Annotated in this window: 19 protein-coding genes; 11 read left to right on the forward strand and 8 right to left on the reverse strand. The window is 59.6% G+C overall.

Annotated features, from left to right (window positions below; genetic code table 11):
- Positions 1–208: 208 nt before the first annotated feature.
- From IEV53_RS04290 to IEV53_RS04300, 3 genes are all read right to left on the reverse strand, one after another.
- Positions 209–667 carry a hypothetical protein gene (locus tag IEV53_RS04290; protein ID WP_188425561.1) on the reverse strand — a complete coding sequence of 153 codons (459 nt, stop codon included), beginning with the start codon at positions 665–667 and terminating at the stop codon, positions 209–211.
- A 216-nt stretch (positions 668–883) separates the two neighbouring features.
- Complete coding sequence (locus IEV53_RS04295; RefSeq protein WP_188425562.1) at positions 884–1,786, reverse strand: RDD family protein; 903 nt, start codon at positions 1,784–1,786, stop codon at positions 884–886.
- A gap of 258 nt (positions 1,787–2,044) precedes the next feature.
- Entirely contained in the window at positions 2,045–3,037 is a 993-nt protein-coding gene (locus tag IEV53_RS04300) for an aldo/keto reductase (RefSeq protein ID WP_188425563.1), read from the reverse strand.
- Positions 3,038–3,143: 106 nt separating this feature from the next.
- Between IEV53_RS04300 and IEV53_RS04305 the strand changes: the two genes are divergently transcribed.
- Genes IEV53_RS04305 through IEV53_RS04315 form a run of 3 tightly spaced genes read left to right on the forward strand, consistent with a single transcriptional unit; the run spans position 3,144 to position 6,495 of the window.
- A complete protein-coding gene (locus IEV53_RS04305) occupies positions 3,144–4,487 on the forward strand; it encodes an O-antigen ligase family protein (RefSeq protein WP_188425564.1) in 1,344 nt (447 codons plus the stop codon).
- A 14-nt stretch (positions 4,488–4,501) separates the two neighbouring features.
- On the forward strand, positions 4,502–5,464 hold the full coding sequence (locus IEV53_RS04310) for a CobW family GTP-binding protein (RefSeq protein WP_188425565.1): 963 nt from the start codon (positions 4,502–4,504) through the stop codon (positions 5,462–5,464).
- Positions 5,465–5,469: 5 nt separating this feature from the next.
- A complete protein-coding gene (locus tag IEV53_RS04315; protein ID WP_188425839.1) occupies positions 5,470–6,495 on the forward strand; it encodes a WD40 repeat domain-containing protein in 1,026 nt (341 codons plus the stop codon).
- A gap of 145 nt (positions 6,496–6,640) precedes the next feature.
- Here IEV53_RS04315 and IEV53_RS04320 read toward each other — a convergent pair whose 3' ends face one another.
- Positions 6,641–7,414 carry an adenosylcobinamide-GDP ribazoletransferase gene (locus tag IEV53_RS04320; RefSeq protein WP_188425566.1) on the reverse strand — a complete coding sequence of 258 codons (774 nt, stop codon included), beginning with the start codon at positions 7,412–7,414 and terminating at the stop codon, positions 6,641–6,643.
- A complete protein-coding gene (gene cobT, locus IEV53_RS04325) occupies positions 7,407–8,444 on the reverse strand; it encodes a nicotinate-nucleotide--dimethylbenzimidazole phosphoribosyltransferase (RefSeq protein WP_188425567.1) in 1,038 nt (345 codons plus the stop codon). Before cobT ends, IEV53_RS04320 begins: the two co-directional genes overlap by 8 nt.
- A gap of 48 nt (positions 8,445–8,492) precedes the next feature.
- Between cobT and cobU the strand changes: the two genes are divergently transcribed.
- Genes cobU through IEV53_RS04340 form a run of 3 tightly spaced genes read left to right on the forward strand, consistent with a single transcriptional unit; the run spans position 8,493 to position 11,040 of the window.
- Positions 8,493–8,987, forward strand: a complete 495-nt coding sequence (gene cobU / locus IEV53_RS04330; protein WP_188425568.1) for a bifunctional adenosylcobinamide kinase/adenosylcobinamide-phosphate guanylyltransferase — start codon at positions 8,493–8,495, stop codon at positions 8,985–8,987.
- Entirely contained in the window at positions 8,984–9,592 is a 609-nt protein-coding gene (gene cobO / locus IEV53_RS04335; protein WP_188425569.1) for a cob(I)yrinic acid a,c-diamide adenosyltransferase, read from the forward strand. Before cobU ends, cobO begins: the two co-directional genes overlap by 4 nt.
- Positions 9,593–9,606: 14 nt before the next feature.
- Positions 9,607–11,040, forward strand: a complete 1,434-nt coding sequence (locus IEV53_RS04340; protein ID WP_188425840.1) for a cobyric acid synthase — start codon at positions 9,607–9,609, stop codon at positions 11,038–11,040.
- A gap of 44 nt (positions 11,041–11,084) precedes the next feature.
- Here the strand turns inward: IEV53_RS04340 and IEV53_RS04345 are convergent, their stop codons facing one another.
- A complete protein-coding gene (locus tag IEV53_RS04345) occupies positions 11,085–11,429 on the reverse strand; it encodes a hypothetical protein (protein WP_188425570.1) in 345 nt (114 codons plus the stop codon).
- Positions 11,430–11,796: 367 nt separating this feature from the next.
- Here IEV53_RS04345 and IEV53_RS04350 point away from each other — a divergent pair, with 367 nt between their 5' ends.
- Entirely contained in the window at positions 11,797–12,705 is a 909-nt protein-coding gene (locus IEV53_RS04350) for a LysR family transcriptional regulator (RefSeq protein WP_188425571.1), read from the forward strand.
- A 63-nt stretch (positions 12,706–12,768) separates the two neighbouring features.
- Here IEV53_RS04350 and bluB read toward each other — a convergent pair whose 3' ends face one another.
- Positions 12,769–13,407, reverse strand: coding sequence for a 5,6-dimethylbenzimidazole synthase (bluB, locus tag IEV53_RS04355; RefSeq protein WP_188425572.1), 639 nt, complete (start codon positions 13,405–13,407; stop codon positions 12,769–12,771).
- Positions 13,404–14,369, reverse strand: a complete 966-nt coding sequence (cbiB, locus tag IEV53_RS04360; protein ID WP_188425573.1) for an adenosylcobinamide-phosphate synthase CbiB — start codon at positions 14,367–14,369, stop codon at positions 13,404–13,406. The genes bluB and cbiB overlap by 4 nt, the downstream gene beginning before the upstream one ends.
- An 8-nt stretch (positions 14,370–14,377) precedes the next feature.
- On the opposite strand from cbiB, the gene cobD reads away from it, so the two are divergent.
- The 4 genes from cobD to IEV53_RS04380 all read left to right on the forward strand — a co-directional run bounded on the left by cobD (position 14,378) and on the right by IEV53_RS04380 (position 20,010).
- Positions 14,378–15,415 carry a threonine-phosphate decarboxylase CobD gene (gene cobD, locus IEV53_RS04365; protein WP_229719580.1) on the forward strand — a complete coding sequence of 346 codons (1,038 nt, stop codon included), beginning with the start codon at positions 14,378–14,380 and terminating at the stop codon, positions 15,413–15,415.
- Positions 15,416–15,536: 121 nt separating this feature from the next.
- On the forward strand, positions 15,537–16,631 hold the full coding sequence (dusB, locus tag IEV53_RS04370; protein ID WP_188425574.1) for a tRNA dihydrouridine synthase DusB: 1,095 nt from the start codon (positions 15,537–15,539) through the stop codon (positions 16,629–16,631).
- A 41-nt stretch (positions 16,632–16,672) separates the two neighbouring features.
- Positions 16,673–17,608, forward strand: a complete 936-nt coding sequence (locus IEV53_RS04375; RefSeq protein WP_188425575.1) for a helix-turn-helix domain-containing protein — start codon at positions 16,673–16,675, stop codon at positions 17,606–17,608.
- A 41-nt stretch (positions 17,609–17,649) separates the two neighbouring features.
- Positions 17,650–20,010: a sensor histidine kinase NtrY-like gene (locus tag IEV53_RS04380; protein ID WP_188425576.1), complete on the forward strand. Its 2,361-nt coding sequence runs from the start codon at positions 17,650–17,652 to the stop codon at positions 20,008–20,010.
- Position 20,011 lies beyond the last annotated feature (1 nt).

Below are 20,011 nucleotides of genomic sequence, written 5' to 3' on the forward strand. Positions count from 1 at the left end.
CAGCAGCATCAGGTGAGCAAATCTGATGGCGGCTTCTGGTCGGGTCGAGCTGAACAGCCCTACCGACAGACGAAAGCCGCCACAGCCCTGCGCTATTTCGTCACTTGTTGCTGTCTGCCGGGCAGTATTGGGCGAGCGGCATTGTCTGCTGAAGGCACAAAAAAAGCGGCCCGAAAGCCGCTTTTTCCGATCACCGAAAGAGTGGTGATCAGTCTTCGATCTGGAACGACAGGCCCTGACCGCCAGCGGCCAGATGGGCGCCACGTGTTGCAGTGGTGATCTTGATCTTCACGCCATTGCTGTTGCTCAGGATCGCGCCGCCGATTCCGCGATCGAGCGTAGCGTCGCCATTCAGTGCACCGTAACCGCCGTCGAAATCATGCAGGTTCTTGAGGTTGTAGACGATGCCCGTGGCTTCGATCTTCGAGAAACCCACAGCTGCAATGTTGCCGCCCGAAATCTTGAAGCGATAGGTCTTGTGACCGAAGGTCAGCGTGCCCTGACCCCAAGTGTACCCGATGCCGACATCGGCCGACTTGGCCGTGAGCGTGATGTGACCAACCGGCGTGCCGAGAGCGTCAGGGGCGGCATGGGCAACCGGCATCACGGCCAGGGCGGCTGCAGCGAAGGTGGAAGCGGCCAGAGCCCGGCGGGTAAATGAGCGCATCTGTTTGTTCCTCTCAAAAGGGAATGCGTTATGCAGCGTTAACTCACCGCATCGATTTTCGTTCCCGTCTTCTCGTGTGATCGCGAGGCAGTGAAAAGGATTGCAGTCTTATCGGTCCGATCTCGCTGATGAGACCGGACGGCAAGCGTGGGGCAGATGCTTTCTGGTCCTGACGCGGTCTTATTGGATCGGATCGTCCGGCACTTGTGGAGACGGCTAGGGGCAGTCAGATGGCGCAAGGACGATGAAGAGCGTTTCGTTGTCTAGCCCTCTGTATGTCCATGACATCGAGTAACCAGCATCGCGCAGGAGCTTCGTTGATTTTGAGCAATAGTATGCTTCTACTTTGGGTCGCAGTTCGCTCAGGAGTTTTTGTCTCAGATCGTCGGTAACGGGGATAGGGTCGCCAGTTCTGACACGCAGATCGAAATCATTGGCGATCGTCTGTTTCTCTAAGGTGATATCGACAGCGACAATCGAGTCACTGAGACGTCGCGGCAAATTTCTCTTCTCTTCCTTTATTGAGTTCAGGAGAGCGTCTGGCGTGGTTGTCTCCCGGGATCCGCGGAATGATGTCAGAATGTCTTGGACAATGAGAAGAGCCACGATGCCGATCAGCACTCTGGTCTCATTGCCCCGTGGGCTCAGAACGACCGTTTTGCAACGTCTGTCCCATGAGGCTCCTGAGGCGCCAGTGCTTGCGAACCACTGAACGATCAGGGCGACGATATTCAGGCCCGGGATCATGCAGCCGAAGCCAAGCGACCATATGTAAAAATTGCGTTTCAGATAGCTCGTTAATCCCGGATCGGGATTTCCGTCGAATCTGATTGAAATGCCGAATATGAAGTTGCCAATGTTATTTCCGAAAACACAAGATATCATGGAATCTGAAATAAAATATATTCCTGAAGTTAAAAATGCTATTATACAATAAATAAAAATGAAATAATTAGCACTATGCGACGTTTTTGGTGTGATGTCGTCTATAAGCCCGCATTGCGAGATAATGTATTCTACGACAGGCCAGATGAGGCTGCACCAAATTGCGGTATCAAGGCATCGCGAAAGAAATCTGACAGTCGGTCCCGCAGGGGTGAGTTCGTATTGGCGTGTCATGGATTTTTCTTGCTGTTTTATATTCTCTCCTGTTTCAGATATCCTGACGGTTCTGGTCAATACTGGCAGAAAAATAGCTCTTCACGATAATAATATCAGGAATTCGCGCCGTCGGATCTGATAACCGGGACTGCCGTCAAACAGCCTCAATCCTGTCTACGCGCGCCATTCAGGCATTTTGCGGCTGCTCTGCCAGGCGGACGACAGGCGGTGCAAGGTCGCCGTTTCCGGCGACCTTGTGCTTGGCGCAGCTTGGCTTCAGTCGCGCTGTGGCGGTGCCATGAAATCGGGCTCGATCGGGTCAGGCACATGTGTGCGCAGAATGGCCTCGATGTCGCTCTTGTCCTGCGCGCTTAGCGCCCAGCCAAAGGCGGCGTCGATCCCTTCGATCTGTTCGGGCTTGCGTGCCCCCCACAGTGCCACTGTCGGCCCCTGATCGAGCACCCAGCGAATGGCGAGGGCCAGCATTGATTTATCGTGGCGGGCAGCAATGGCCTTGAGGGCCTCGACGGCGTGCAGATAATGCTCGAATACTGGTGGCTGGAATTTCGGGTCAGCGCTTCTCAGATCGTCTTTCGGAAAACGCGTCCCGCTATTCATCTTCCCGGCCAGAAGTCCGCGACAGAGAGGGCCATACGCCATCACGATTGCGTTATGGGCTTTGGCGTAAGGCAGGATATCGCGCTCGGTGGTAACGCGTTCGAACAGATTATAGGGCGGCTGGATCGTGCTGATCGGGGTGACGGCAGCAAACCGGTCCATATCTGTCACCGAGAAATTGCTGACACCGATGGCCCTGATCTTGCCCTCCTGCCGGAGCTTTTCCAGCTCGTGGGCGGTTTCCTCCACCGGGGTCTTACCGTCCGGCCAATGCACCTGTTCCAGATCGATCACATCGGTTTTCAGGCGGCGCAGGGAGTCTTCAACCTCCTTGCGGACACGTTCCGGACGGCTGTCGCGATAGACTTTCTGGTCATCTGTCCACGCCAGACCAAGCTTTGTTGCCAGGATGACATCCTTGCGCCTGCCGCCCTCAAGGGCGCGACCGATGACCTCTTCACTATGACCGAACCCATAGACAGGGGCCGTGTCGATGAAGTTGATCCCGCTATCGAGCGCGCGATGAATGGTGCGTATGGCGTTGTCGTCGTCAGGGCCACCCCACATCCACCCACCTATGGCCCAGGTGCCGAGGGCTATGCGTGTGACGGGCTTGTCGAGACCCTTGATGGTAATTGTATCGGTCGTCATTGAAAACACTCCCTGATCGGAAAAGATGACATCGTGTTCCATACGGTTGCACAGGGTAATCGTTGCCTCCCTTGCGCCCTGTGCAGCGACGGGGCATCACCGTTTCATGACCAGAACCGACCGTTTCCTCCCTGTGCTTGATCGTCTCGGTCTGGTGGCAACGCTGTTGCTGCCGGTGTTTCTCATCCATGGCAGGGTCTTTTCAGAGATCCTGATGGACCTGCTGGCAATCGGCCTGTTGGCACGTTCCGCATCAGGGCTTGGCTGGGGGTGGGTGAACCAGTTCTGGGTGCGCGTTGCCCTGCTCTGGTGGGGGTGGCAAATCGTCTGTTCGTTGCCTCATATCGGGCTTGGCTCATCCCAGGCGCTCACACAGGCTGTTCTCGCTATACGCTTCCCGCTGATGGCTGCGGCGCTGCAGGTCTGGACGCTTTCGACCGACCGGGCACGGCGTGTGATGGCCGGGGTGCTGGTCGCGTGCTGCCTCTACTTCGTGCTGCAATTCGTCGTGCAGGCGGTGTTCGGCCATAACCTGTTCGGCTATCCGCGCTATTTCGATGGCACGCTGACGGGGCCTTATGCTCATCCGCGTGCAGCTGCGCCTTTCTCACGTCTTGTTCTGCCGGTGATGATGCTAGGCTGTGCGTGGCTTGTGGATCATGCGGGCAGGAACGGGGCAATGCCCGATCGTGCAGCAAAGCTGCGTGGCTTTCTGGGCATGAGCATTCTGGCCATCGGAGTGGTGGCGTTGATGGTGCTTGCCGGTCAGCGCATTCCGATGGCGTTGACTGTTCTTGGCATGGCGGTCTGCGCGTTGTTCTATCGCCCGCTTCGCCCCGCCGCGCTGGTTGCCCTTTGCAGCCTGCCGGTGCTTGTGCTTCTGGCGCGCCTCTTCGCCCCCCAGGCCTTCCATCACCTTGTCATTCTGGCGGCACAGCAGCTGGGCCATTTCTGGCAGTCGCATTACGGTCTGGTCTTTACCCGCGCTGTTGTCATGGCACAGACCCATCCCGTCACCGGGCTCGGTTACGACGCGTTTCGACATGCCTGCGCCAGCCCGGCCTATCAGCATGGCCTTTCCTGGCTCAGTACGGCGCAGGATGGAGGCGGCACGCAAATCTGTGTGCAGCATGCGCATAATCATTATCTGCAGGCCCTGACCAATGCCGGGCTGCCGGGGTTGTTCCTGTTCGGCGGTTTTGTCTTTGCCTGTCTGCGGGCGCTCTGGCCCCTGCAGGGAGCCCATCAGGCCTGGCGCATCGGGCTGTTTGCCGCTTTTTTCGTGCAGGAATGGCCGCTGGCCTCTGCCAGCGATTTCCTCAATCTGCCGCTTGGTGGTTGGGCGTTCACACTGCTCGGCGTGGGGCTGGCCGAGGCCATGGCACGCGCTGCCTCTGTTCCTCCATCGTCTGCCACCCTATATGCTGAGCCCACAGCAACCCTTCGCTAGCACCCGGAGTGCCGATGTCAGAGACCAAGATTCCCGTCACCGTTCTCACAGGCTTTCTCGGTGCCGGAAAAACCACGCTTCTCAACCATATTCTCGCCACCGAGCACGGGCGCAAATATGCCGTGCTCGTCAACGAGTTCGGTGAGCTTGGTGTCGATGGCGATCTGGTTGTCGACGCGGATGAAGAGGTCTTCGAGACCAATAACGGCTGCATCTGCTGCACGGTCCGCGGCGATCTGATCCGAATTCTGGGCAGTCTGCTGCGCCGTCGCGGCAAGTTCGATGGCATCATTGTCGAGACGACAGGTCTGGCCGACCCTGCACCTGTGGCCCAGACCTTCTTTGTTGACGAGAACCTCCGCGAAAAATCCCGTCTCGATGCCGTTGTGACGGTGGTCGATGCCTTCAACGTCATGCAGACTCTTGATGAGAGCCCTGAAGCCGTCAGTCAGGTGGCGTTTGCCGATGTGATCATTCTCAACAAGACCGATCTGGTCGACGAGGCCGGTCTTGAAGCCATCGAGGCCCGTCTGCGTGGTATCAATGTCAGCGTGCAAATCCATCGCGCCTGTCATAGCGCCGTTGCGCTGAGCACGGTGCTTGACCAGGGGGGCTTCGACCTGGAACGTGCGCTGGAAACCATGCCCGACTTCCTGGAGAACACCGAGCACTCGCATGAGGAAGGCGTGACCAGCATGTCGTTCTCGGTGTCAGAGCCGCTGGACGAACCACGCTTTCAGGCCTGGATCGGTGCGCTGCTTCAGGAGCGCGGGGCTGATATCCTGCGTTCGAAAGGTATTCTTCATTTTGCCGGTCAGGAGGAGCGCTTTGCGTTTCAGGCTGTCCATATGATGGCGGATGGCGATTATATCGGCAAAGGCAAGGAAGGGGACAGCAAGGAGTCCCGCATCGTGTTCATCGGGCGCGATCTGAATCGCCCGCAGCTGCGTCGCGGCTTCGAGAGCTGCCGCGCATGAGCGAGATGACCGAACTTCTCGCCACGCGTGGTGCAGAAAAGACAATTGGTTCGCCTGTCACTGTCGTGGCCTGTGCCCGCGATGGCCAGACCTTCGCTCTGGGCACGGTTGAGGGCGAGATCTTTCTCATTCCCGTCGCCGGGCTGAAGCATCCCGAGACATGGCAGCGGGTCGAGGCTCATGACGGTGCTGTGCTCTGTCTCGCCCCCGATACGGGCAAGACAGGCTTTGTCAGCGGTGGTGAAGATAACCGTCTGTGCCGCACCGAGACCGATGGCAGTGTCACCGAGCTTTATTGCGGGCGCCGCTGGGTCGATTGCGTGGCGACCACGACGGCCAATATTGCGTTTTCTGTCGGCAAGCAGCTCGAAATTCGCGATGCTGTCGGTCAGGTAACGCTGAAGACCCTCGATCACCCTTCGACGGTCACCGGCATTGTCTTCGACGCCAAGGGCAAGCGCGTTGCCGCGTCGCATTACAACGGCGTGTCGATGTGGTTCATCGGAGCCAAGGTCGATACGGTGCGCCCGCTTGAATGGAAAGGTAGCCATACAGTGCTCGCCATTCATCCGGGTGGCGAGGCTCTCGTGACGGCCATGCAGGAGAATGACCTGCATGGGTGGCGTCTGTCAGACGGCCATAACATGCGCATGAGCGGCTACCCCAAGCGTGTTACGTCGCTCTCCTTCACCCGTAACGGCCGCTGGCTGGCGACATCGGGTGCCGACGCCATTGTGCTGTGGCCGTTCTTCGGCGGCGGCCCCATGGGCAAGCCCCCCACGGAGATGGCACGTCTGCCCGGCGTCTTCTGCTCTGCTGTCTGCGCGCATCCGAAGAACGACATCATCGCGGCTGGCTTCGAAGACGGGTCCGTGCTGCTCGCTGAACTCGGTTCTGAGCGGGTGCTGCCAATCTGTCTTGGCAAGCGCGGCAAGGTGACAGGCCTCGTTTTCTCGCCTCTGGGTGGGGTGATGGTGTTCGGCACCGACGATGGGGTGATTGCAGCAATCGATCTTTCATCAGCCGGGTGAGGCTGCCTTAGGCCTCCGTGCCTCCCTTCCTGTCAGATGACGGTGGTTTATCCGGAAAGCTGAGTAGAGATGAGGAAGGGGCGCGCCCCTTTCCTTTGGTGCGATACGGCTCTTTATCCGCGGGGGCCTTGCGCCACCGGGCTTATCAGAACGGCAGTGATTCGAAGCCTTTGAGGCTTGCCCCTGTCAGCACCAGCAACTCGGCGATGATTGCCGTCGCGCCAAGAACATCGCCGGTATAGCCGCCGATCAGGCGATAGGCGACGCTGCACAGACCCAGCGTGCCGAGGCAGGCGACCAGAAACAGAGACAGGGCGCCGAGCACGGAAAGCGAGCTTGCGATCACTGCCGTCAACAGCATCGCGATCAGAAGGCAGCGTGCGGGCAGATGCCGGAGCTGATGGGCCAGCCCATCTGCGCGGGCAGGGCGCAGCCAGAGAAGAGGCAGCATGAGCGCCAGACGTGAAAAGGCACCGGCCGTCATAAGAATGGAGACGATATGCAGTGGCTGCGTAGCAAGTGTGTTCATGGTCCCGGCCCGCAGCAGCATCACGAGACTGAGTGCCAGCCCGCCATAACTCCCGATACGGCTGTCACGCATGATTTCCAGGCGTTTCTGAGGGGTGTTTCCGCCGAATAATCCATCGATGCAATCGGCGAAGCCGTCTTCGTGCAGAGCGCCTGTCAGGACGAGCTGGACGACAATAGCCCAGCCGGTAGCAACGATGGCAGGCATGCCAAGGGTGATACCAAGCACCAGCACGGCGCCGGTCAGGGCGCCAATGGCTCCACCGATCAGAGGCCAGCACCAGCTGGAGCGGGCAAGGTTGATGTCGCCCTTGGGCGAATAGAGCCATCCTGTCGGGAGCCGCGTGAGCAGGCTGAGGCCCGCCGCCAAATCTGCGCGTATCTCAGTCATCTGTTTTTATTTTTGTTGTTTTTCGTTCGTTCATGTCGTCGATCGAGGCATCGGCAAAGCGCGCCATGCCGTTGTGACAGGCGAGTGCGGCACGCACAAGCGGGATGGCCAGAGCCGCGCCCGAGCCTTCGCCAAGGCGCAGTTGCAGGTTGATCAGGGGGTCGAGGCCGAGACGCTCGGCCAGCTCGCGGTGTCCCTGCTCCTGCGATTGATGGGCGAGACGCGTGTGATCGAGACCTGTCGGGTCGAGCAGGGCAAGCGGGGCAACGGCGGCGGTAACGACAAAACCGTCCAGAAGCACCGGTATACGGCGGTGACGTGCCGCGAGCGTGGCGCCCATCAGGGCGGCAAGCTCCCACCCGCCATAGAGGCGCGCCAGATCGAGCGGGCTGTGATTGCGTCCATGAAGGGCGAGCGCCCTGTCGATGGCGCTAGCCTTACGGGCTAGTCCCGCTTCGTCGAGCCCGGCGCCACGCCCGGCCCAGTAGGCGCCATTCTGACCGAAGAGTGCGGCGGCGAGGGCGGCGGCGGCGGTCGTGTTGCCAACGCCAAGTTCACCAAGCGCCAGCAGGTCGCACCGGGTCGGAACGGCGTCATATCCTGCCGATACGGCCGCGAGAAAATCTTCGGGAGAGAGGGCCGGATGCAGCGTGAAATCGGCGCTGGGTGTCAGGTCACTGATGGGCACGATATGCAGATGCGCATCGGCAACCCGCGCAAGCTGGTTGATGGCTGCACCCTGCTGAGTGAAATTGGCGACCATGGCGGCGGTGACATCGGCGGGCCATGACGAGACGTTCTGGGCCAGAACACCGTGATTGCCAGCAAAAATGCAGAGATCTACCTGATCGATCTGCAGGGGGCGCCAAGCGCCGAACCATTCGACAAGTTCTTCCAGTCGCCCGAGACTGCCTGCAGGTTTGGTCAGAACCGCCTCGCGTGCCCGTATCCGGGAAACGGCCTCTTTGTCCGGCATGGGCAGTGTGGTGCAGGCCGCGTGCAGCGCATCGAGCGAGTGGAAAGGTGACATCAGGCCTTTCTGTTGGGATAAGCGCTGTTCTGCAAGAGGAAGCGGGTGATGAATTCCATTCTGGTTCTGGGCGGCGCGCGTTCGGGCAAGAGCCGGCACGCCGAGGCGCTGGTCACGGCGCAAGCGGGGCCCTGGCGTTATGTTGCCACGGGACGCGCCTGGGATGACGAGATGCGCGCGCGTATCGCCCTGCATCGTGCGCAGCGCGGGGCGGGATGGGAAACAATCGAGGCCCCGCTCGACCTCGTCTCTGCCTTGCATGGGTCTCAACCGGTTCTGATCGACTGCCTGACTTTATGGCTGACCAATTTAATTTTGGATGAACACGATATTGAAGCGGCGACGGAAAGCCTGCTTGATACATTGAGGCAGCGCGCGGCCCTGACGGTTCTTGTCGGCAATGAGGTCGGGCTCGGGATCGTTCCGGAGAACGCGCTGGCCCGGCGTTTCAGGGATGAAGCCGGGCTGCTGCATCAGAAACTGGCCCATGAGGCGCGTCGCGTATTGTTTGTCGCGGCAGGATGCGTATTGGAGATGAAATGACGGCAGAAGACGACACCGCCCGTTACCGCGAGAAAATGCAGCACCGCAAGGCGGTGCAGGACCGCGAAGTCGCCGAAAAGACGATCGAAAAAGGGCTCCTTGCCGTGCATACCGGGCCGGGCAAGGGCAAATCCACGGCGGCTTTCGGTCTGGCCCTGCGCATGCTGGGCTATGAGCGCAAGGTGGTTGTGGTTCAGTTCATCAAGGGGGCATGGGACACGGGCGAGCGTCGGGCGCTGATGCGCTTTGGCGACCTGGCGCAGTTCCATGCGCTGGGTGAGGGCTTTACCTGGGAAACGCAGGATCGCGAGCGCGATATCGCCGCCTGCGCTCGTGCATGGGAGCAGGCTCTGATTGCCCTGGCGCAGGAAGAAGTGGCGCTTGTCGTGCTCGATGAGCTCAATATTGCCCTGCGCTATGGTTATCTTGACGAGGCAACCGTGATGGCGGGGCTGAATAATCGCCCGCCGCAGCAGCATGTGGTGATTACCGGGCGCAATGCGCCAGCGTGGCTGACCGAAGCTGCCGATCTGGTGACCGAAATGACGCTGGTGAAGCATCATTTCAAGAACGGGGTAAAGGCGCAGCAAGGGGTCGAGTTTTGACCCCACGCGCCCTGATGTTTCAGGGCACGGGGTCCAATGTCGGCAAGTCGGTTCTTGTTGCTGGGCTCGCCCGGGCCCTGACACGACGTGGGCTGAAGATACGACCGTTCAAGCCACAGAACATGTCCAACAATGCCGCTGTCACGTCAGATGGTGGCGAGATAGGCCGGGCTCAGGCACTGCAGGCTCTGGCCTGTGGGGTGATGCCCAGCGTGCACATGAATCCCGTCCTGCTCAAACCGCAATCGGAGCAGGGATCGCAGATCATCGTGCAGGGCAGGGTATGGGGGCAGCGTCAGGCGCGTGGCTATCAGGAGGTCAAGCCGCTGCTTATGCCTGCCGTTCTCGACAGCTTTGCCCGGCTGCAGGCCGAGGCCGATATAGTGCTGGTCGAGGGGGCAGGCTCGGCATCGGAGGTCAATCTCAGGCGCCATGACATTGCCAATATGGGTTTTGCCGAGGCGGCGGATCTGCCGGTTATCCTGATCGGCGATATCGACAGAGGCGGTGTGATTGCAAGCCTTGTTGGTACACAGAGCGTTCTGCCTGCATCGGACCATGAGCGTATCAGGGGTTTCATCGTCAACCGGATGCGGGGCGACCTGAGCCTGTTCGATGACGGGATGCGTTTCATCGCTGAAAGAACAGGCTGGGCACCCTGCGGGCTCGTACCTTTTTTCGGGCGTATGAGGGAATTGCCGCCCGAAGATACCGGCGATCTCGCTGCAGGCTGGCAGGGCAAGGGGGCGCTACGCGTCGTTGTGCCACTCATGCCCATGATTGCGAATTTCGACGATCTCGACGCCCTGCGCGCCGAGCCTGAGGTCGCAACGGCTTTCATATCGCCCGGCGAGGCATTGCCGCCATGTGATCTGGTGATCCTGCCGGGATCGAAAGCCACGATTGCCGATCTCGATTTCTTTCGTACCCAGGGCTGGGATATCGATCTCAGGGCGCATCATAGACGCGGAGGGCGCATTCTCGGTCTTTGTGGCGGTTATCAGATGCTCGGGCGCAGCATAGCCGATCCGGACGGTCTGGAAGGGCGTGCGTGTCGGCGCGAGGGCTTGGGTTATCTGGATATCGAGACCGAGCTGCGACCGATGAAGACCGTGCGGCAGATCGAGGGCCATCTCTTGCCATCGGAGGCGCCGGTCGCAGGTTATGAGATTCATGCGGGCGTAAGTGTTGGGTCGGGGATGACGCGTCCGTACGTCAGGTTTGTCGATGGCCGATATGATGGGGCGCAGTCAGAAGGGGGACAGGTCTGCGGGACCTATCTTCATGGGCTCTTCGATAGCGCTGCGTCGCGTGCGACGGTTCTAACTCAGTTCGGCCGGATATCAGAACCGTTTGATAACACGCAGCGTATTCTTACAGCACTGGATGCGCTGGCAGATCATCTCGAGGAACACCTGTCGATCGAGAAGATGCTGTCGCTCTGTTGATGGGGAGTGGTCGCCAGACACACAGAAAGCAACAGGGCTTTTACTCAGTACGCAGGAAAGGCTCTGGCCTGTTCCGAAAACAGCATGCGGACGTAATTGAGTGCATCGAGCATGACACCGTTTTCGCGTACGGAATAAGGGTCGCCCTTAACCGAAAGGCAAACAGTTTCCTTGTCATCTGTAGCTGCGAGTTTGGGGAGATAGACCCGGCTCACATTTTCCAGAAGGTTCCAAACCACGCGCACCGAGACCGGTTCTTGCTCAGTCTTGCTCAGGAGCGCGGTATCGGAATTGAGAAAAGAGATGGCATCGCTCAGATGATTATCCGATTCGAGGTCATTTCTTGTTATTGCAAGGTTTTCGCCCGATTCGTTTTTGGCGAATACCATTTTCTATTCGTAGTAATCGTGATGTATTTCAATCGAATTCTGTACTATTTCAGAATTGACCGCCGGATTGTTCCAGCGATTTTCTGTCATATACTGACTGCCGCTGGGGGTATTGAAATTATGCATTTAGATCTCCGGTCTTGATTATGTATCAGTTGCCGCGTTTTCTAGTGAGACATTCGTAAATGCAGTGTTACCTACGCATGTTGTCGAAATGATTTAACGGTCTATAACGAACATGATTGTGTCAGGCGACTTTGTTGACCAAAATTTACGTTGCTGAACATTTGCTGAAATGCTGTGTAAAAACAAGCCCAGTTTTGGCAACGCATCGTTCTGTTTTTGAGAACGATTTCCGAGAGAGAGCATGAGAAAAAAGATCAATTTCAACGCGATGGTCTATTTCATCTCTGTTGTCGACGCAGGGTCCGTATCGGCAGCGGCACGAAGCCTCGGGGTGTCAAAAAGCGTCATCAGTAAATCCATCAGCGATCTCGAGGCTGCACTGCAGACCAGTCTGCTTGTGCGCACGTCGAAGCAGATCCTTCCCACCCGGGCGGGAGAAGTGTTCTACAAGAGGTGCAATGTCGGTCTCGGGGCGATAGAGAAGGCCTATCTCGATGCCCAGTATCATGGCTCCTCCCCTCAGGGAGAGCTGCGTGTCCTCGCCAATGCGGCTTACGGGCGCTATGTCGTCTTCCCGGTCGTCCAGGCTTTTGCGGCGCGTTATCCTGCCTGTCGTGTAAATTTTACCCTTGCCGACGACGTCTCTGATCTGAAAATGACGTGGTTCGACGTGGCGATCCGCACACGTGCCTTCGGTAGCAACGCCTTGCATGTACGCCGTATTGGCAGTTTCAAACGTCAGATCATGATCGGACGCGACCATGCCGATCGTTTTGGGCCGATCGATACGCTTGATTGTCTGCGCAAGCTGCCTTTCATTGATTACGTCAACCATATTGACGAGGCGGGCTGGACATTCACGAATGGTGTTACGGAGCGCCATATGCAGTTCAATGCCTGTCTTGCCCTTGGCCCCATCAATCTGGTGCTTGAGAGCGTCATGGCCGGACAGGGTTTTTCAGTTCTGCCTAGCTTTCTTTATGATCATCCCGATCTGCAACCGCGTCTGAAAAGAGTGCTGCCGGAGTGGTCTGCAGAAACTGGCAGTATTCTCGCCTATACCTATCCCACGAGACAACGCTCGGCCGCCGTGCGCCTCTTTGTCGACTGGGTGGCCTGTGCGGCTCAGGGGCTGCCTTTTCCGGCTTAGAGGCGCCAGAGCGGTTTCTTCAACAGGAACGCTGCTGACGGCAGGCCAATCTAGATAGCGGCATCAGCGCATGATCCAGCGCTGACGCTCTGTTGCCCGTTTTTCCCAGCCTTTGCGTTCGAGTTCGGGTGTGTCGTGTTCCTCCTCCGGATAGCCGACGCAGAGATAGGCCATGAAACGCCATTCCGGTGCCGTACCGAGAAGGTCGCTCATATGATCGGGGTCCAGAATGGAGACCCAGCCCAGCCCGACATTATGGGCTTGTGCGGCCAGCCAGAACCCGTGAATGGCCATGACCGCTGACCACTGGACGGTTTCCGGCATGGTCAGGCGCCCAAGCCCGCGCCCCTGGGCAGGATCGGGATCGCAGAAGACCGCGATATGATGGGGGGCCTCATCGAGCCCTGCCAGCTTCAGTCGGGCATAGGCGGTAGAATCGCTCTCGCTCTGTGCGGCCAGAGCCTCGGCATTGCGCTCTCGGAATTCCGATTTGACCGCAGCGCGTCGCGCCGGGTCATCGACGCGTACAAAGCGCCAGGGCTGACTGAGCCCAACCGAGGGCGTGGCACAGGTGAGAGCGAGCATATGATCGAGCACAGATTCCGGTACCGGGTCGCGCCGGAAGTGACGCACATCGCGTCGCCAGAGAAATAGGGAGTCGAGCTGCTCGCGGAAAGTCTGATCAAATACAGGGGCGGTCATGCATATACTCCACTCAAGAGGCCCAGCAGACAGACCGCCTGAATCAGGCAACCAAGGCGATACAGCGTCAACGCCTTTGCGAGATCCTCTGGTCCGGCATCGTCCCTCCCGTTTCCCATCCAGGAATCGGCAACGACAACGCCATTATACTGTCTCGGGCCGGCCAGACGCAAAGCGAGGGCGCCCGCCATGGCTGCCTCGGGCCACCCTGCATTCGGCGAGCGATGACGTGTGGCGTCCCGTCTGATGGCCTGGATTGCGCCTTTGACCGAAGCGCCGGAAAGCAGGGCGGCGAGGCAGAGCCATGATGCGGTGAGACGTGAGGCGGGCATATTGACGCAATCGTCACAAAGCGCTGCGGCCCTGCCAAAATCGCGATAGCGGGGGGAAAGATGGCCGATCATGCTGTCGGCGGTATTGATCGCCTTGTAGGCGACTGCGCCGGGCAGTCCGAACACTGCCAGCCAGAAGACGGGCGCAACGACGCCATCTGAAAAATTTTCGGCCAGACTCTCTATGGCGGCCCGCACGACCCCGGCCCTGTCGAGCGTCTCCGGGTCGCGCCCGACAATCAGCGAGACAGCGCGGCGCCCTCCCGCAAGCCCGTCCTGCCTCAGCCCTGTCAGCACGGCGCGAACATGCTCATAAAGCGCACGCTGGGCGATCAATGTGCTGGCGCACAGGGATTCAACGGCGAGGGAGAGGGCTTGCGGCAGGAAACGGTGCAGCAGGATCTGCAGCAAAATCGTGATGCCGACCGGCACGGCAATGATCAGTCCCAGAGCGAGCAGCCCGCAGGCCCGCTTGTGCAAAACGGAAGTCTTCCCACCAAGCCGGTGCTCGAGCGTCGTGATCAGGCGGCCGATCCATGTTACCGGATGGCCGATCCGGCGAAACAGCGCGTCCGGATACCCGAAAGCCGCCTCGATCAGAAGGGCGCAAAGGGTCAGGGAAAGGAACATGGAACAAAATGACCGGGCTGCATGAGAAGACCGACCATAGCATGACACCCTGGCCAGTGCATGGTGGTCGGTTGAGCGAATTGGCGCGGCTTTTTCCCGCAGCGCCGACGCCCTGGATCGATCTGTCGACCGGCATCAACCCGCATGCCCATCCGCTGGTAAGGCTCGACCCCTCCCTGATGCAGCGCCTGCCGGACCCGCTGGAGGAACAGGCCCTGCGCTTTGCCGCCGCAGAGGCCTATGGCGTCTCGCCGGATCATGTTCTGGTCGGCGCCGGTACGCAGATGCTGATCGGTCTTCTGCCTGTCTTTCTACAGCGCTTTTTCACGCCCTCGGTCATTCGCATTCTGGGGCCGACCTATAGCGGTCACGATGCTGCCTGGCGCGAAGCCGGTTTTGCAATCGACACCGTGCCCTATGAAGCGGCGCCCGCCATGCCGGTCAGTCACATGGTGAGCGTTGTGTGTTCACCCAATAACCCGACCGGGCATCGTCTCACCCTTGGCGAAATCGCGTCGCTTGCCGAAAGCCATGCCCGTCTTGGAGGCATGATCGTTGTCGATGAGGCCTTTGCCGATTTCTGCCCCGAAAGTGCGGCTTCGCTTCTGCCGCATCCGGGCCTCGTTATCTGTCGCTCCTTTGGCAAGGCCTATGGTCTGGCAGGGGTGAGAATCGGCTTTCTTCTTGGCTCCCATCCGGTTTTGCACGCGATGCGGGCTGCCATGGGGCCCTGGCCTGTCAGTACGCCCGCCTGTCATATCGGCCGCGACGCTCTTTGCGACCGTGACTGGCGCATGGCCATGGCGTCACGTCTGGAGCGGGAGATGGCGGCCCTGCGTCAGGTTGTGACGCGGGCAGGGCTCGATTTTGTCGGTGGAACCTCGCTGTTCAGCCTCTTCCGGTCGCCTCAGGCAAGGAAGATCTGGGAAATGCTTGCTCAGGCTGGCCTCCTCGTGCGCCGTTTCGAGTGGGACGAAACCCTTCTGCGTTTCGGTCTGCCACCGGATGAGGCAAGCCTCAGAAGGCTCTCAAGGGCTCTAGGGTGACGCCCTGCCCGATCAGGGGGAAAGTATTCGGGAAGCGCCAGCGCGCCTGATATTCGCACGCTGCCATATGACTCGATCTCTGATTGCTTCGGGCAGGATGCGTCGGTATTCTTGAGGAATCATGAGCATTTCTCCTTCACCTGACGTGGCTGGGTCGCGCCGCGCCCTTGACCTGCGTCCGATTGATCTCGGTGGTGGCGTCGTCATCGAGACGCCGGTCATTCTGGCTCCGATGTCGGGCGTTACCGATCTGCCGTTTCGTCAGCTTGCGCGCGACCTGGGTGCCGGGCTGGTCGTATCGGAAATGATCGCCTCATGGGCGATGGTGCGGGAAAACGAGAACACGCTGCGCATGGCCCGCAGCGCGGAAAACGGTCCGAATTCGGTGCAGCTTGCCGGATGCGATCCTGAGGCCATGGCGCAGGCGGCAAAGATTGCTGTCGATCAGGGCGCCGATCTCATCGATATCAATTTCGGCTGCCCTGTGAAGAAGGTGGCGGTCGGGCAGTCTGCAGGTTCGGCGCTGATGCGCGATGAGGTGAAGGCGGCAGCCCTGCTTGAGGCCACGGTCAAGGCCGTGAAGGTGCCTGTCACGCTGAAGATGCGTATGGGCTGGGACCACCAGTCGCTCAATGCGCCCCGTCTTGCCCGTATTGCCGAGGATGTGGGCATCCGACTGGTGACGGTGCATGGTCGCACCCGACAGATGTTCTATAATGGCACGGCAGACTGGGATTTCGTCAGGACGGTAAAGGAAAGCGTGAAGCTGCCGGTTATCGTCAATGGTGATATCGTCTCCATTCAGAATGCCCGTGACGCGCTTGCGGCCTCAGGCGCTGACGGGGTGATGATCGGTCGTGGCTGCTACGGCAGGCCGTGGTTTCTGGCTCAGGTGGCGCAATCTTTGCGTACGGGCGAAGATGTGCCCGACCCTGATCTGACACGTGAGAAAGACATCGTGCTGCGTCACTATGGCATGATGCTCGATCATTTCGGCGAGCGTCCGGGCCTGCGCCTCGCACGCAAGCATGTGTCCTGGTATTCGCACGGGCTTCCCGGCTCGGCGGCCTTTCGTGCCAGTATCAACAAGATGGATCAGGCACAGGACGTGATCGATCATCTCACAGCGTTCTACGATCAGCAGATCGCCAATGGGGTGACCCGCGATCGCGAGAGCACCCATCAACGCCCTGACGCGATCGAAGAAGCCGCCTGAATGCGCTCTGACGAGGCTCTCTTTAGCACCCCAGTCCGTTTGTGAGGGGCGCGCCGCTCGGTCAGGGCAGTGCCCCTGCCAGTCTCGGCTTCGATGGGCAGTCCGATTCCGTCAAGCAGTTGCGTGACGGGCTGGACAGCAGTCTTTCTGCTTTCGGGCTTCATGTGCTGACAGGCGAATCCGGCAGCGGCAGAACGCGCGCGGCGCGCTATCTCTGGACCCAGTCCGGCAGGAGTGGTCGCTTCGTTCCTGTGATCGACCGGCTTTCCTTCGAGGACGCTGTGTCGGATGCGACCACGGGCTGCCTTTTCATCAATGAAATCGGTCTGGCAGAACCCGGCTTGCAGGCGGCTCTGGTGCAGATGCTGCAGGGCACAGTCAGCTCAACACGCCCGGCCGTAATCTGCACAAGCTCCTGGTCCCCTGCGCGTCTGGTTCAGGATCGCCGCATGAGCGAGGCGTTGGGTGCTGTTCTGGCCCCGCATAATCTGTCGGTCCCTCCGCTGCGTGACAGGCGTGACGATCTGTCGACAGTATGCGCGGTATGGATGGGGCAAAACGGCAGCCAACTTGTTCTGCATGACGATTGCCTGCCCTGGCTGGCTCATCAGGACTGGCCTGGCAATTTCCGACAGATGCGGCAATTGCTGCATCATGCATGCCAGAGCGTGAAGGGTGATCTGCTTACCGCCTCGCTTCTGGCCGATATGCATCGTGTCGACACGACGCCCGATGCGGCGTCTTTTCAGGGGCTGATGGCGCGTTATCTGCCTTCCATGCTCGATCTTGAAACCGATACGCAGGGCACGCTTCATGCGCGTGTTCTGGCAGAGGTCGAGCGCCCTTTGTTCCGTCTGGTGCTGAAAGCAACCGATGGCAATCAGATCAGGGCGGCGGCTCTGCTCGGGATCAACCGCAACACGCTACGCAAACGTTTGCAGCTTCTTGGCATTGAAGTGGGCCGTTCTCGATCATGACAGGCAATGACGCGTCGCATCGCGCCTCCGATGAGGGACGCATGACTGAAGAAACTGATTCCGTGCCTGAGGACGGTTCTCTTGCAAAGCGATCGCTCCTTCGTCACGTGAGCCGTCTGAAAACCGCCATGGTGCTGACCTGTGCGGCGCTCGTGCTGCTGGTCACGACCTTTGTCGTTCTGGCGCGCGGGCTTTCCTTTGCCTATCGCCCGCAGATCGAGGCCGTTGTGTTTCTGCTCGATTTCATCGTGCTGCTCCTTCTGGGTACGGCCGTCATCATCCGGGTCGGGCGGATGCTGGCCGAGCGTCGCCGAGGGCTGGCGGGGGCGCGGCTTCATGTGCGGCTGATCACGCTCTTCGGCGTGGTGGCGGTGGCGCCTACCGTCGTGATCGGCGGTCTGGCGGCGCTGTTCTTCCATTTCGGTATCCAGATCTGGTTCTCGAACCGGGTCAATACCGCTCTTACCGAAGCGCGCGATGTGGCTGCAGGCTATCTGCAGGAGCATAACGACAATATTCGCACAGAGGCTTTTGCCCTGGCGAATATCATCATCACGGCCAATAACGACGAGATGTATCGCCATGGTGTGGATCTGATGCGTGATCCCACCCAGCTCGGGATGATGCTCGACGTCGAGGCGACCGAACGCGGGCTGAACGAGGCCGTGGTGTTCGATTCCTACACCAACAAGGTGGTCGCTTCAGGTGGTCTTGCGGCTCTGCAGGGCCAGCAGCTGGCTCTGCCCCCCAAGGATGCCACGACGCTGGCCCGCACCAATGATGTGGCCATTCTCGACAGTCCTGATGAGAAAACCGTGCGCGCTGTGGTGAATCTCGGGCCAAGCTCGGGTCTGATGCTTGTCATCACGAGGCCCGTGGATGCCAAGATTCTGGAGCATATGCGCCATACGGATGCGGTGGTTTCGGAATATCAGCGACTGAACGCTCACCGATCGGCCATCCAGATCAGCTTCGTGCTGATCTTTGCCATGCTCGGATTGCTGGTGTTGAGCATCGGCATGCTGACAGGGCTCGTTCTGGCCAAGCAGATCACCCAGCCTCTGGGTCTGCTCATTCTGGCGGCGCGACGCATCAGCGAGGGCGATCTCACGGTGCGTGTGCCTGAGGCGCGGGGCCGAGACGGACGAAAGGACGATGAGGTCGGCACGCTCTCTCGCGCCTTCAACCGCATGACGGATCAGCTTTCGACCCAGCGAACCGAGCTGATGGTGGCCTATGAGCAGATCGACGAGCGCCGTCGCTTTACCGAGACCGTTCTTTCCGGCGTGTCGGCAGGGGTGATCGGTCTGGATGCGGATCAGGTGGTCGAACTGCCCAACCGTGCGGCGTCCCGTCTTCTGCAGCGCGACCTCGATCTGTGCATCGGTCAGCCCCTGAGTGTCATGGTACCCGAGTTTGTCGGGATGCTTGATCGGGCGCGGGCCGAGCCGGGTCAGGCGCATACGGCAGAGATCCAGATCGATGCGCCGGAAAAAAGCGTGACCCTGGGTGATGGTCCAAGTGTCGGCAGTGCCGGGCGTACGTTGCTCGTGCGCGCAGTGGCCGAGCAGCGCAGCGACGAATCGACCGGCTATGTGGTGACGTTTGACGATATCACGGCTCTGCTTTCTGCACAGAGAAAGGCAGCCTGGGCTGATGTGGCGCGCCGTATTGCCCATGAGATCAAGAATCCGCTGACCCCCATCCAGCTTTCGGCCGAACGGCTGAAGCGTCGTTTCATGCGCGAGATCAGCTCCGACCCCGAGACGTTCGGGCAGTGTGTTGATACGATCGTTCGTCATGTGGGCGATATCGGCCGAATGGTTGATGAGTTCTCGTCTTTCGCCCGTATGCCGCAGCCTGTGCTCAAGGATGAGGATCTGGTGCGTCTGGTGCGCGAGGCGCTGGTGTTGCAGCGCAATGCCCATCCTGAAATTATCTACGATACGGCGTCCCTGCCGCCTCAAGGGCCGATTGTACGCTGTGACCGGCGTCTGGTTGGGCAGGCGCTTACCAATCTGCTGCAGAACGCGGCCGATGCCATCGCCATGGTGGTGCCGGATCATGAAGTCGATTCAGAGGGACATGGGGGTGACGCGGGGGCGACAGTGGGGCGTATCAGGGTCTCTCTGGCGGTGAACGGGGTGGAAGCGGCTGTTCAGGTGACAGATGATGGCATTGGTTTGCCTTCAGTTGACCGCCACCGCTTGACGGAACCGTATATCACGCACAAACCGAAAGGAACGGGACTCGGGCTCGCGATCGTCAAGAAGATCATGGAGGATCACGCAGGTGGGATCAGACTGGAGGACCGAACGGACGGGCGCGGTACCGTCTCGACGCTCACCCTGCCGGTGCGTGATCAGGGTCCCGAACCAGGTGAAGCGCGCAAGGAGCAATGAA

It is taken from the genome of Asaia siamensis (assembly GCF_014635085.1).
Lineage (GTDB): Bacteria > Pseudomonadota > Alphaproteobacteria > Acetobacterales > Acetobacteraceae > Asaia > Asaia siamensis.

Coding starts and splice junctions, on each gene's coding strand:
- IEV53_RS04315 (WP_188425839.1), top strand. CDS start 5,470: ATGACCGAACTTCTCGCCACGCGTGGTGCAGAAAAGACAATTGGTTCG.
- cobD (WP_229719580.1), top strand. CDS start 14,378: ATGACCGGGCTGCATGAGAAGACCGACCATAGCATGACACCCTGGCCA.
- IEV53_RS04290 (WP_188425561.1), bottom strand. CDS start 667: ATGCGCTCATTTACCCGCCGGGCTCTGGCCGCTTCCACCTTCGCTGCA.
- IEV53_RS04380 (WP_188425576.1), top strand. CDS start 17,650: ATGACTGAAGAAACTGATTCCGTGCCTGAGGACGGTTCTCTTGCAAAG.
- cobU (WP_188425568.1), top strand. CDS start 8,493: ATGAATTCCATTCTGGTTCTGGGCGGCGCGCGTTCGGGCAAGAGCCGG.
- bluB (WP_188425572.1), bottom strand. CDS start 13,407: ATGACCGCCCCTGTATTTGATCAGACTTTCCGCGAGCAGCTCGACTCC.
- IEV53_RS04305 (WP_188425564.1), top strand. CDS start 3,144: ATGACCAGAACCGACCGTTTCCTCCCTGTGCTTGATCGTCTCGGTCTG.
- IEV53_RS04295 (WP_188425562.1), bottom strand. CDS start 1,786: ATGACACGCCAATACGAACTCACCCCTGCGGGACCGACTGTCAGATTT.
- IEV53_RS04340 (WP_188425840.1), top strand. CDS start 9,607: ATGTTTCAGGGCACGGGGTCCAATGTCGGCAAGTCGGTTCTTGTTGCT.
- IEV53_RS04310 (WP_188425565.1), top strand. CDS start 4,502: ATGTCAGAGACCAAGATTCCCGTCACCGTTCTCACAGGCTTTCTCGGT.
- IEV53_RS04320 (WP_188425566.1), bottom strand. CDS start 7,414: ATGACTGAGATACGCGCAGATTTGGCGGCGGGCCTCAGCCTGCTCACG.
- IEV53_RS04300 (WP_188425563.1), bottom strand. CDS start 3,037: ATGACGACCGATACAATTACCATCAAGGGTCTCGACAAGCCCGTCACA.
- cobT (WP_188425567.1), bottom strand. CDS start 8,444: ATGTCACCTTTCCACTCGCTCGATGCGCTGCACGCGGCCTGCACCACA.
- IEV53_RS04345 (WP_188425570.1), bottom strand. CDS start 11,429: ATGGTATTCGCCAAAAACGAATCGGGCGAAAACCTTGCAATAACAAGA.
- IEV53_RS04350 (WP_188425571.1), top strand. CDS start 11,797: ATGAGAAAAAAGATCAATTTCAACGCGATGGTCTATTTCATCTCTGTT.
- cbiB (WP_188425573.1), bottom strand. CDS start 14,369: ATGTTCCTTTCCCTGACCCTTTGCGCCCTTCTGATCGAGGCGGCTTTC.
- cobO (WP_188425569.1), top strand. CDS start 8,984: ATGACGGCAGAAGACGACACCGCCCGTTACCGCGAGAAAATGCAGCAC.
- dusB (WP_188425574.1), top strand. CDS start 15,537: ATGAGCATTTCTCCTTCACCTGACGTGGCTGGGTCGCGCCGCGCCCTT.